The 12662-nt window shown below is 64.9% G+C and carries 10 protein-coding genes; 8 read left to right on the plus strand and 2 right to left on the minus strand.

Going from position 1 to position 12662, the window contains the following annotated elements; genetic code table 11:
* Together JNK99_RS15030 and JNK99_RS15035 are read right to left on the minus strand one after the other, a co-directional pair.
* Positions 1-622, minus strand: a 622-nt coding sequence (locus tag JNK99_RS15030) for a response regulator (RefSeq protein WP_291854467.1), incomplete at its 3' end; no start/stop codon positions are given.
* A 103-nt stretch (positions 623-725) separates the two neighbouring features.
* A complete protein-coding gene (locus tag JNK99_RS15035) occupies positions 726-2945 on the minus strand; it encodes a YgiQ family radical SAM protein (protein ID WP_291854469.1) in 2220 nt (739 codons plus the stop codon).
* 205 nt (positions 2946-3150) lie between these two features.
* On the opposite strand from JNK99_RS15035, the gene JNK99_RS15040 reads away from it, so the two are divergent.
* The 8 genes from JNK99_RS15040 to JNK99_RS15075 all read left to right on the plus strand — a co-directional run.
* Positions 3151-3849, plus strand: a complete 699-nt coding sequence (locus JNK99_RS15040; protein WP_291854471.1) for a GntR family transcriptional regulator — start codon at positions 3151-3153, stop codon at positions 3847-3849.
* Positions 3846-4943, plus strand: a complete 1098-nt coding sequence (locus JNK99_RS15045) for a branched-chain amino acid ABC transporter substrate-binding protein (RefSeq protein ID WP_291854472.1) — start codon at positions 3846-3848, stop codon at positions 4941-4943. Before JNK99_RS15040 ends, JNK99_RS15045 begins: the two co-directional genes overlap by 4 nt.
* A 195-nt stretch (positions 4944-5138) precedes the next feature.
* Entirely contained in the window at positions 5139-8285 is a 3147-nt protein-coding gene (putA, locus tag JNK99_RS15050) for a bifunctional proline dehydrogenase/L-glutamate gamma-semialdehyde dehydrogenase PutA (RefSeq protein ID WP_291854474.1), read from the plus strand.
* A 78-nt stretch (positions 8286-8363) separates the two neighbouring features.
* Positions 8364-8780, plus strand: coding sequence for a VOC family protein (locus JNK99_RS15055; RefSeq protein WP_291854476.1), 417 nt, complete (start codon positions 8364-8366; stop codon positions 8778-8780).
* Between the two features lie 124 nt (positions 8781-8904).
* Positions 8905-9819, plus strand: coding sequence for a branched-chain amino acid ABC transporter permease LivH (locus JNK99_RS15060; RefSeq protein WP_291854477.1), 915 nt, complete (start codon positions 8905-8907; stop codon positions 9817-9819).
* Positions 9819-11120 (plus strand): high-affinity branched-chain amino acid ABC transporter permease LivM, encoded by a 1302-nt coding sequence (gene livM, locus JNK99_RS15065; protein ID WP_291854479.1) that lies wholly within the window; start codon positions 9819-9821, stop codon positions 11118-11120. Before JNK99_RS15060 ends, livM begins: the two co-directional genes overlap by 1 nt.
* The gene (locus JNK99_RS15070) at positions 11117-11950 is read left to right on the plus strand and encodes an ATP-binding cassette domain-containing protein (RefSeq protein ID WP_291854481.1); all 834 of its coding nucleotides are present in this window, start codon (positions 11117-11119) and stop codon (positions 11948-11950) included. Before livM ends, JNK99_RS15070 begins: the two co-directional genes overlap by 4 nt.
* The coding region (locus JNK99_RS15075; RefSeq protein ID WP_291854483.1) for an ABC transporter ATP-binding protein at positions 11950-12662 on the plus strand (713 nt) is incomplete at its 3' end. The genes JNK99_RS15070 and JNK99_RS15075, both read left to right, overlap by 1 nt.

The raw sequence follows: 12662 nt of genomic DNA on the forward strand, positions 1-12662 counted from the left end.
TGGCGTTGAGCATCAGTGCGCATGCCTCCGCGTCCCAGCCCAGGCTGTGGGCCAGCAGGGCCGAGGTCCGGCTCATGCGGATGATGTGCAGGCCGGTTTCGTGGTCGCGGAACTCCGCCGCCCGTCCCAGCCGCCGAACGATTTCCAGGCGAGTCAGATTCAGCGCTTCGGTCCGCACCCGGACCATTTCCTCCAGTACCGCCTTCTGGTCGTACAGCAGGCGGTGGGCAAGCTGCGCATCGAGCAGGTTGCGCACGCGCATCAGGAGTTCGACGCGGTCGAAGGGTTTGCAGATGAAGTCACGCGCGCCGGCGGCCAGCGCTTTCAACTGATCATCGCGCCCGTGCCGGGTGGTGAGCACGACGATCGGCGGCAGCAAGGGATCACGCAGGGCCTTGAGCTGCTCCATCACCTCGTAGCCGTCCAGATGGGGCATGTTGATGTCGAGCAGAATGAGGTCGGGGCGCGCCTCCCGGTAATACGTCATGACTTCGCGCGGATCCCGGACGAGGATCCGGTGAAGGTAGCCGTGGCTGGCCAGAATCCCGTCCAGCAGTTTCAGGTTGAGCAGTTCGTCATCAACGATGACGATACGCTCGAGATAGCTGCGATCGGTGTTCACGGGGCAGTCTCCTCGGTGTCTCGCCGTCGCCGATCGGTCACGGACAGCCGATGCGTGCCGCCGCCGGGCATGGCAGGGGGTGCCGGAAGAAGCGGCACGACGTTCACCGCTTGCCGCGTCCGCCGACCACCACCGTGCTCCCTGCCTGCCGTCGGCCAACGCTTGGCGAAACCGCTCCCGGCTTCGAACGCTGCGCAGCGTTAACATGTGGCCTCGCCCCCAGCGGCTGCAGGAAGGGGACCAGTTGCTGCCGGCCGTTGCCGATCAGGTCGGCGCGACCCATCTGCTTCAGCGCCTCGCGCAGCAAAGGCCAGTTATCGGGATCGTGGTAACGCAGGAAGGCCTTGTGCAGGCGGCGCTGGCGAACGCCGCGCACGGTTTCGACCACCGCGGAGGCGTTGCCGACCTTTCTCAGCGGGTTCTTGCGGCTGTGGTACATCGCTGTGGCGATCGCCATCGGTGTCGGCAGAAAGGTCTGCACCTGGTCGAGGCGGAAATGGTTGCGCTTCAGCCAGAGCGCGAGATTGAGCATGTCCTGGTCGGTCGTTCCGGGATGCGCGGCGATGAAATACGGAATCAGGTACTGTTCCTTCCCCACCTCTTTCGAGAACTTCTCGAACATCGCCTTGAACTGCTCGTAGGAACCCATGCCGGGTTTCATCATGTGTGCCAGCGGACCTTCCTCGGTGTGCTCGGGAGCGATCTTGAGATAGCCGCCGACGTGATGGCTGACCAGTTCGCGGACATATTGCGGATCACGTACCGCCAGGTCGTAGCGCAGGCCCGAACTGATCAGCACCTTCTTCACTCCGGGCAGGGCCCGCGCCTTGCGGTAGAGCCGCACGAGCGGCGTGTGATCGGTGTCGAGGTTCTCGCAGATGCCGGGGAAGACACAGGACAGGCGACGGCAGGCCGCTTCGATCTGCCGGTCCTTGCAGGCCAGACGGTACATGTTGGCGGTCGGCCCGCCCAGATCGGAAATGATGCCGGTGAAGCCGGGCGTCTTGTCGCGGATTTCCTCGATCTCGTGCAGGATCGATTGCTCCGAGCGGCTCTGGATGATCCGCCCCTCATGCTCGGTGATCGAGCAGAAGGTACAACCGCCGAAACAACCGCGCATGATGTTGATCGAAAAGCGGATCATCTCGAAGGCGGGAATCTTGGCCTCGCCGTAGGACGGATGCGGCCGCCGCTGGAACGGAGCGGCGAAGACGCCATCCATTTCCGACGTGCTGAGCGGAATCGGCGGTGGATTGAGCCACACATCGCGTTCACCATGGCCCTGGATCAGCGCACGCGCGTTGCCGGGATTCGATTCGAGATGGAAGACGCGCGAGGCATGGGCATAAAGCACCGGGTTGGCCGCCACCTGCTCGTAGGACGGCAGGCGGATGGCGCTGCGCGCCCGGTCGAGCTTCGGCATGCGCTGGTGCGCCGCGAAGCGCATGGTCACCACCTGTCCGGAGGGTCCAATGGCCGGGGCCGGGATCTGCCGGGGCGTGCAGCTCGCCTCCTCACCGCCGGGTGAGGTCAGCGCGTAGGGATCAGCGTGGCGGATCAGCAGGCCCGGTGTGTCGATTGCGGTCGAGTCGATCTCGCTCCAACCCTCGCCAGGCAGCCAGCCGTGCGGCACCATGAAGGCAGTGCCGCGCAGGTCGTGGATGTCGCCGATCGGCTCGCCGGCGGCCAGGCGGTGCGCAAGTTCGACCAGTGCGCGCTCGGCGCTGCCATAAATCAGCAGGTCGGCCTTCGAGTCCGGCAACACCGAGCGCCGCACCTTGTCCGACCAGTAGTCGTAATGCGCGATACGACGCAGGCTGGCTTCGATCGAACCGATCACCACATTGGCACCCGGAAAGGCCTCTCGGCAGCGCTGCGCGTACACCACGAGCGCGCGATCCGGCCGCCGATTGGCTTCGCCGTTCGGTGTGTAGGCGTCGTCGGAACGCGGCTTTCGGTCGGCAGTGTAGCGGTTGATCATCGAATCCATGTTGCCGGCGGTCACCCCGAAGAACAGGTTCGGTCGGCCGAGAGTGCGAAAGGCGCTCGCCGACAGCCAGTCCGGCTGGCTGATGATGCCGACGCGGAAACCCTGTACCTCGAGCAGCCGGCCGACCAGTGCCATGCCGAAGCTCGGGTGATCGATGTAGGCATCGCCGGTGACCAGAATGACGTCGCACGAGTCCCAGCCGAGCTGGTCCATCTCGGCACGCGACATCGGCAGGAATGGCGCCGTGCCGAAACGGCTGGCCCAGTACTTGCGGTAAGAGAAGAGGCCGCGCGGCGTGTTTCCGCCCGCTGCCGAGCTGCATACGGTATTCATGGGTCCGGGATTCTACAGGAAGGCGTGCCCTGTTCGCTGGGGCGGCCGGCAACCAGCAACGGTCACCAGTCCGTTGTGCACGCCGCGAACCGGGGAGTCGGGACAAGCCGCGAAAAATGGTGCACCGCAGCTTGCCATCAAACAAATCAGTCTGTATGGTCGCCCCCTGCAGTTTATATCGTATACGATATATGGAGTCAGCCGCTTGCCGACGTCTTCCGTTCTCGAGTTTGTCGCCGCCCACAAGATGCCACGCCTCAGTGCGTCGGATCATGTTGCGCAAACGCTGAAGAAGGCGATCGTCGATGGTCTGCTGCCGGCCGGCGAACTGCTCCGCCAGGACGAGATCGCCGCACACTTTCATGTCAGCAAGATCCCGGTGCGCGAAGCGCTCAAGCACCTCGAGGCCAAGGGCCTGGTGACTTTCCTGCGCAACCGCGGTGCGGTGGTCGCCTCGCTGTCGGCGGCCGAGATCGACGAGTACATGGAAATCCGGGCGATGCTCGAAGCGCGCGCGGCCCGCCTGGCAGCCGGCCGCATCAGTGACCGAACGCTAGCCGAGGCACGCCATCATCTCGAGGCGTTTTCCCTGGCGAGCGAGGCCGGCCGCTGGGGCGAACTGAACTGGCTCTTTCACTCGACACTCTACAGTGCCGCCGGACGTCCGATCCTGCTTGGCGAGATCCGCTCGCTCTACAACAAGGTCGAGCGGTACGTACGCGCGCTGCTCTCCGTCACCACCGAAATGCCCAAGACCCAGCAGGAACACGCCGAGATTCTCGAAGCGTTCGTGCGCCGGGACCCCGACGCGGCGGCAGAACTCACTCGGGCGCACGTGCTCGATGCGGGTGCGTCACTTGTCACTTATCTCAACGACCACCGTAGCAAAGGAGGAAACAAATGAACAAGCATATCCTGGCGGCCGGCTTCAGCCTGCTTTCCCTGGCCGCGACCAACGTCTACGCCGACCTGCTGGTGGCGATTGCCGGCCCGATGACCGGCCAGTACGCCTCGGCCGGCGACCAGATCCGCAAGGGCGCCGAAATGGCCATCGCCGACATCAACGCCAAGGGTGGTGTGCTCGGCCAGAAACTCAAGCTCGAAATCGGCGACGACGCCTGCGACCCGAAACAGGCGGTCTCGGTGGCGAACACGATGGTCAACAAGAAGATTGTCTTCATGCACGGCCACTGGTGCTCGAGCTCGACGATCCCCGCTTCCGACGTCTACAACGAGGCGCAGATCCCGATGGCCACGGTGTCGACCAACCCGCAGGTGACCGAACGTGGTCTGAAGAACATCTTTCGCATCATGGGCCGCGATGACCAGCAGGGCCTGATCGCCGGGAGCTTCCTGGCCGAGCACTTCAAGGGCAAGAAGATCGCCGTGGTCGATGACAAGAGCGCCTACGGCAAGGGCCTGGCCGACGAAATAGCCAAGGCGATGGAAGCCAAGGGCGTCAGGCCGGCACTGCGTGAATCGATCACCGCCGGCGAGAAGGACTACTCCGGCCTGGTCAGCAAGCTCAAGTCGGCCGGCGTCGAAGTGATCGCCTTCGGCGGCTATCACACCGAAGTGGCGCTGATCCTGCGCCAGGCGCAGCAGGCCGGTCTCAAGCTGATGGTGATGGGCGGCGACACGATGACCAATTCGGAACTGGTGACCGCTGCCGGTCCGGCCGCCGACAACGTGTTGTTCACTTTCGCACCCGATCCGCGCAAGAGCCCGGCCGCCGCTGGCGTGGTGAAGAAGTTCCGGGATGCCAAGGTCGAACCCGAGGGCTACGTGATGTACGCCTATGCCGCCATGCAACTGTTTGCCGAAGCGGCGACCAAGGCCAAGAGTACCAAGTACCAGGACATGGAGAAGGCGCTGCGTGAAGGCAGTTTCGACACCGTGATCGGCAAGCTCAGCTTCGACGCCAAGGGCGACAACAAACTGCCCGGCTTCATGGTCTACCAGTGGAAGGGTGGCCAGTACGACTACGTGAAGAAGTAGGCATCCGACAGCGTGGCACGCCCGACAGGGCGTGCCACCGCCTTGCCCGCGCCGCGTGCGCAACCGGCCACGCCTCCAGGAAGCTGCCGGTGTACGCCACGGCCCCGCGGGCTGCACCACCCTCCGCCGCCCGGCGGACTTTTTCCCAACCCCGCGCGACACTCGCTGTCGACGCCGAATCGACTGGAAAGCAGCATGAGCGACACCCATAACCAACAGTTACGTCAGCGGTTACGCGAATACCACCGCATCGATGAAGCCAAGGTCGTCGACGAACTCGTCCATCTGGCCCGTTTCACTCCCGCCGAACAGCAGGGAATCGTCGAGCGCGCCACGCCCCTGGTGCAGACGGTGCGCGACAGTCGCCTCAACACCGGTGGTATCGACGCCTTCCTGGCGACCTATGACCTCTCGTCGCGCGAGGGTGTGGTGCTGATGTGTCTTGCCGAAGCGCTGTTGCGCATCCCCGACGCAGCGACAGTCGATCGACTGATTCGCGACAAGATCGGCAACACCGAGTGGGAACGGCGGCTTGGCGCTTCGCACAGCACCTTTGTCAACGCCGGTACCTGGGCGCTGATGCTGACCGGTCGCATCGTCAATCTCGACAACGACGACCGCAATCTCAGTGGAACGCTCAAGCGCATGGTGGCGCGCGCCGGTGAACCGGTGATCCGGCAGGCGGTGATCACTGCCATGCGCATCCTCGGCAAGCAGTTCGTCATGGGGCGCAACATCCACGAAGCACTGGAGCGGGCACGTGGCGCCGAAAAGGCCGGCTACCGCCACTCCTACGACATGCTCGGCGAGTCGGCGCGGAGCAGCGCCGACGCCCTGCGCTACTTCGAGTCGTACAGCGACGCGATTGCCGCGATCGGCGATGCGGCTGCCGGCCGCCCGGCTTTCGCAGCGCCGTCGATCTCGATCAAGCTCTCCGCCCTGCACCCACGCTACGAAGTGGCCAACGAGGAGCGCGTGCGGCGCGAACTGCTGCCGGCGATCAAGGAACTGGCCGTGCGCGCCAAGGCGCGCAACATCGGTTTCACGATTGACGCGGAGGAGGCGGACCGTCTTGAAATCTCGCTCGACCTGATCGAGGCGCTGGCCACAGACCACGAACTGGCTGGCTGGAATGGCCTCGGCCTGGCCGTCCAGGCCTACCAGAAGCGCGCGTTGCCGGTCATCGACTGGCTTGCCGACCTGGCACACCGTGCCAACCGGCGGCTGATGGTGCGCCTGTGCAAAGGCGCTTACTGGGATGCCGAGATCAAGCTGGCGCAGGAACGCGGCCTGCCCGATTACCCGGTATTCACCCGCAAGGTATCGAGCGACCTCTCCTATCTCGCCTGCGCACGACGCCTGTTCGCCGACCCGCAGGCCTTCTACCCGGCGTTTGCCACACACAATGCACACACCCTGGCGGCCATCGCGGAGATCGCGATCAGCGCCGGTGGCAGCGACGAATGGGAATATCAGCGCCTGCACGGCATGGGCGAGGAGCTCTACGATCAGATCGTCGGCGAGGAGAAATGGGGCCGAGCCTGCCGGGTTTACGCGCCGGTCGGCAGCCACGAGGACCTGCTGGCCTATCTGGTGCGACGCCTGCTCGAAAACGGCGCCAACTCGTCGTTTGTCAATCGCATCGCCGATGCCGACCTGCCGATCGCCGCGCTGATCGCCGACCCGGTGGAAAAGGCCGCCGCCCTGCCCGTCAAGCGCCAGTCGCGCATTCCGCTACCCCGTGACCTCTTCGGTGCCGAGCGCACCAATAGTGAAGGACCCGACATGAACGACAAACCGACTCTCGAAGACCTGCGCGGTGCCATCGAGCACAGTACCCGCGTCAGTTATGTCGCCGCACCACTGATCGGCGGCAAGGCGCGGGCCGGCGCCAGCCGGCCGGTGCGCTCGCCGGCCGATCAGCGCGATACGGTCGGGCTGGTGATCGAGGCCAGCGTGGACGACGTCGGACAGGCACTGGCGGTTGCCCAAGCCGCCTTCCCGGCCTGGGAGTGCACACCGGCGGCACAACGCGCGGCGGCCCTCGAGCGCGCCGCCGACCTGATGCAGGGACGCCTGCCGGAACTGGTCGCCCTGATCGTCCGCGAAGGCGGTCGCACGCAGAGTGACGCCATTTCAGAGGTGCGCGAAGCGATCGACTTCTGCCGTTACTATGCGGTCCAGGCGCGGCAGAAGTTCTCCGAGCCGATCGCCCTGCCCGGCCCGACCGGCGAACGCAACAGCCTTTCACTGCACGGCCGCGGGGTCTTCGTCTGCATCAGCCCGTGGAATTTCCCGCTCGCCATTTTCGTCGGCCAGGTGGCTGCCGCCCTCGCCGCAGGCAACTGCGTGCTCGCCAAACCAGCCGAACAGACGCCGCTGGTCGCCGCCCTGGCGGTCGAACTGCTGCACGCCGCGGGCATCCCGGCCGATGCGCTCGCCTTCCTGCCGGGCGATGGCCGCATCGGTGCGGCGCTGGTCGCCGGGCGCGAATGTGCCGGCGTGGCGTTTACCGGTTCGACCGAGGTCGCCCGTCTGATCGCCCGCAGGCTGGCCGAGAAGGAGGGTCCGCTGGTTCCGCTGATCGCCGAAACTGGCGGCCAGAACGCGTTGATCGCCGATTCGTCGGCACTGCCGGAACAGATCGTGCGCGACGTCGTCGGATCGGCCTTCAACTCCGCCGGACAGCGTTGTTCGGCCCTGCGCGTGCTGTTCATCCAGACCGACATCGCCGACAAGGTGAGCGAGATGCTGGCCGGCGCGATGCAGGAACTGCGCGTCGGCAACCCGACCGACCTGACCACCGATGTCGGGCCGGTGATCGACGAGGCGGCGCGTGGCGTGCTGCAGGCGCATGCGCGCTGGCTCGACAGTTTTGCCCAGCCGATCCATACCTGCGCGCTGGACGAAGAGCTCACCCGCCACGGCACCTTCTTCGCGCCGTGTGCCTACGAGATCGACAGCCTGTCGCACCTCGAACGCGAGGTCTTCGGCCCCATCCTGCACGTCATCCGCTGGCGCGCCGAGGATCTCGACCAGGTCTGCGCGGCCATCGCCAGTACCGGCTATGGCCTGACACTGGGCATTCACAGCCGGATCGACGAAACCATCAAGCGCATCACCAGCCGCCTGCACGTCGGCAACACCTATGTGAACCGCAACATCATCGGTGCCGTGGTCGGCGTCCAGCCTTTCGGTGGCGAAGGCCTCTCCGGCACCGGCCCGAAGGCCGGCGGCCCGCACTACCTCTACCGCTTTGCCAGCGAGCGCACGCTGTCGGTAGACACCACGGCAGCCGGCGGCAATGCCGGGCTGATGGCACTCGATGCGAGCGAGGAATGAGTCAGGCTGGCGGCACCGCGTTCACCGGCGCCACCCTGTGCCGCCTGGAAGAGCATTGCACTTGCCACGGGAGGGAGTATGACCACACGCATCTTCGTGAATCTGCCGGTGAAGCAACTCGATCGCTCGATCGCCTTCTTTGCGCGTCTCGGCTTCACCTTCGATGCGCGCTTCACCGACGATTCGGCGATCTGCATGATCGTCGCGGACAACATCTTCGTCATGCTGCTGACCGAGCCGCGCTTCCAGGGTTTCACACCCAAGGCCATTTGCGATGCCACGCTCAGCACGGAGGTGCTGCTGTGCCTGTCGGCCGAGAGCCGCGAGCGAGTGGACGAGATCATCCGCCAGGCAGTCGCTGCCGGTGGCAGTATCTACAGCGAGCCGCAGGACCACGGTTTCATGTACGGACACGGTTTCCAGGATCTCGACGGTCACATCTGGGAAATCGTCTTCATGGACCCCGGGACACAGGAACACGCGGCTGTGCCGTAAGCAACTACACCGGGTGGGCGTGCGAACCCGCCATCTGACCTGGCCCTGCTCGACCCGGCAGCGACTGCCGGGTCTCGCCACAACAACCCGCGCAGCCGCGCGTGCAGCAAGAAGGAGGAAGCTCATGGCGCTCGCCCTGCAACAACTCATCAATGGCCTGACCCTGGGTGCGGTCTATGGCCTGATCGCCATCGGCTACACGATGGTCTACGGCATCATCGGCATGATCAACTTCGCGCATGGCGATATCTACATGGTCAGCGCCTTCATCGCGGTCACCGTGTTCACGCTGCTGGCCACCTTCAGCATCAGCTCGATTCCGCTCTCGCTGCTGTTGGTCCTGCTGGTCGCCGTGCTGTTCACCTCGGTCTATGGCTGGACGGTCGAACGTATCGCCTACCGGCCGTTGCGCGGTTCGACGCGCCTGGCACCGCTGATCTCGGCGATCGGCATGTCGATCTTCCTGCAGAACATGGTGCAGCTCACCCAGGGCGCGCGTGTCAAACCGATCGCACCGGTTCTCGTCGGTGGCATCGACCTGCTGACCATCGACGGCTTCACCGTCCGTCTGGCCTATTCGCAGATCCTCATCGTCTTCGTCACCATCGCGCTGATGGCCGGTTTCACCTGGCTGATCACCCAAACCTCGTTCGGCCGGCAGCAGCGTTCATGCGAACAGGACCGGACGATGACCGCGCTGCTCGGGATCAACGTCGACCGCACGATCTCGCTCACCTTCATGCTCGGCGCGGCGCTCGCCGCGGTGGCCGGGGTCATGGTCACCGTCTACTATGGGGTGGTCGATTTCTTCATCGGTTTCGTCGCCGGGATCAAGGCCTTCACCGCGGCCGTTCTCGGCGGCATCGGCTCGTTGCCGGGTGCGATGCTCGGCGGGTTGCTGATCGGCCTCATCGAAGCCTTCTGGGCGGCCTATCTGTCGGCCGAATACAAGGACGTGGCGACGTTCAGCATTCTCATCCTGGTGCTCATGTTCCGGCCGTCCGGTCTGCTTGGCCGACCGGAAGTGGAGAAAGTCTGATGACGACACTCGTTCTTGCCCGCAACACCACCTCGCTGACCGATCGCCTCAAGGACGCCGGCGCGATTGCCCTGGTTGCCCTGTTGCTCGGTATCCCGATGATCGGCCTGACCACCGTCGACCAGGGCGGCGCCCTGCGCATCGCGACCCGCTGGCCGACCCTGTTCGCCTTCATCGCGGTCTGCTTTGTCGGTCGCCTGCTGCTGCGCTACGGCTTCGACCAATGGCGGGCACGCAGGATGGTGCGCGAGCAGGCGACGCTGGCGGTGGTCGACCGCAGTGTGGCGACCAACCCCTGGCTCGACTGGATCGGCTGGGGTGCGCTTGGCGTGTCGCTGGTGCTGCCGATCGCCTTCTCGGATAACCGCTACGTCGTCGATACCGCGACCACCGTGCTGATCTACGTCATGCTCGGCTGGGGGTTGAATGTCGTGGTCGGACTGGCCGGTCTGCTCGACCTTGGTTACGTCGCCTTCTACGCCGTCGGGGCCTATACCTACGGTCTGCTGTCCACGCAGTTCGGCTGGGGCTTCTGGCAGGCGCTGCCGGTCGCCGGAGCGATGGCGGCGAGCTTCGGCATCATTCTCGGCTGGCCGACGCTGCGCCTGCGCGGTGACTACCTGGCGATCGTCACCCTGGGTTTCGGGGAGATCATCCGCGTCATCCTGGTCAACTGGACCGAACTGTCCGGCGGGCCGAATGGCATCACCTCGATCCCGCGACCTTCTTTCTTCGGTCTGCCGTTCAAGCCACCCGGCGACGACCCGACCTTCGCCTCGTTCTTCGGCCTGGAATACGCCCCGAATCAGCGAATCCTCTTCCTCTACTACCTGATCCTCGGGCTGGCACTGCTCACCAACCTGTTCGTCTCGCGCATGCGCAAACTGCCGGTCGGACGTGCCTGGGAGGCGATGCGCGAAGACGAAATCGCCTGCCGGGCGATGGGCATCAATGCCCGCAACGTAAAACTCTCGGCCTTTGCCCTCGGGGCCATGCTCGGAGGCTTCGCCGGCGTTTTCTTCGCCGCCCGTCAGGGCTTCATCTCGCCCGAATCATTCACCTTCAACGAATCGGCGATCATCCTGGCGATCGTCGTGCTCGGCGGCATGGGCAGTCAGCTCGGCGTCGTCCTCGCCTCTCTGGTGCTGGTGCTGCTGCCCGAACTCGGGCGCGACTTTGCCGAATACCGGATGTTGATCTTCGGCGCAGCGATGATCCTGATCATGATCTGGAAACCGGGCGGCATCCTCGCCCACCGCGAACCAACCATGCGTTACGTCGCCGGAGGAGAGAGCCGATGAACGCCACACCGCTGCTCAGCGTCGAACGTCTGACCATGCGTTTCGGCGGTCTGCTGGCCATCGACGATCTGTCGCTCGACGTCGCCGCACGCAGGATCACCGGCGTCATCGGGCCAAACGGGGCCGGCAAGACAACCTTTTTCAACTGCCTGACCGGCTTCTACAAACCGACCATCGGCAGCGTCCGCCTCAACCATCCGCAGCGCGGCGTGCTGCGCCTCGAGGAGCTGGCCAGTCACCAGGTGGCACGCAGCGCGCAGGTCGTGCGCACCTTCCAGAATATCCGCCTGTTCCCCCAGATGACCGTGCTCGAGAACCTCATCGTCGCTCAGCACAACGCCCTGCAGCAGGCCTCGCGCTTCTCGCTCGCCGGCCTGCTCGGTCTGCCGGGCTACCGTCGTGCCGAGCAGGTGGCGGTGGACAAGGCGGTCGGCTGGCTCAAGCGCCTGGGCCTGATCGACAAGGCCAACACCGCCGCCGGTGCCCTGCCCTACGGCATGCAGCGGCGCATCGAGATCGCCCGCGCGCTGTGCGTAGACCCGCTCCTGCTTTGTCTCGACGAGCCGGCCGCCGGCCTCAATCCGCGCGAATCGGCCGAACTGAACGAACTGCTCAGGCACCTGGCCGGTGACGAGGGAATCGCCATCCTGCTGATCGAGCACGACATGAGCGTGGTGATGAACGTCTCCGACCACATCTGCGTGCTCAACTACGGCCGCAAGATTGCCGAAGGGACACCGGCCGAGGTGCAGCGCGACCCGAACGTGATCAAGGCCTACCTCGGCGAGGAAGACGCTGACGAAGAACTGGCGGTGGAGGTGGTCCGATGATGCTACAACTGTCAGGGGTACATGCCCACTATGGCTCGATTCATGCTTTGCACGGCGTCGACATCGATGTCCAGGTCGGCGAGGTGGTCACCCTGATCGGCGCCAACGGTGCCGGCAAGTCGACGCTGATGATGTCGATCTTCGGTCAGCCGCGCGCCTCGGCAGGGCGCATCGTCTTCGACGGAGAGGACATCACCCGGCTGTCGACCCATGAAATCGCCCGCCGCGGCATCTCGCTGGTTCCCGAAGGGAGACGCATCTTTCCACGCATGACGGTGATGGAGAACCTGCAGATGGGCGCCGTACTCGGCGAGGAGATGAACTTCGACGTCGACCTGAAGCGCATGTACACGCTCTTTCCGATCCTCGAGGAACGCTGCCAGCAGCGCGCCGGCACCCTCTCGGGCGGCGAGCAGCAGATGTTGGCCATCGCCCGCGCGCTGATGAGCCGGCCGCAACTGTTGCTGCTCGACGAACCCTCGCTTGGCCTTGCACCGCTCTACATCAAGAAGATCTTCCAGATCGTGCGCGAGCTGAACCGCGACCATGGAATGACCATCCTGCTCGTCGAACAGAACGCCCACCACGCGCTCCGTGTCGCACATCGTGGCTACGTTCTGCAGCACGGGCAGATCATCCTGTCGGGAAGCGGACACGAACTGCTGGCCAACCCGGAGGTGCACGCCGCCTATCTCGAAGGCGGCCACGCCGC

The sequence above is a fragment of the Accumulibacter sp. genome (assembly GCF_016789985.1).
In the GTDB taxonomy this organism is placed as follows: Bacteria; Pseudomonadota; Gammaproteobacteria; order Burkholderiales; family Rhodocyclaceae; genus Accumulibacter.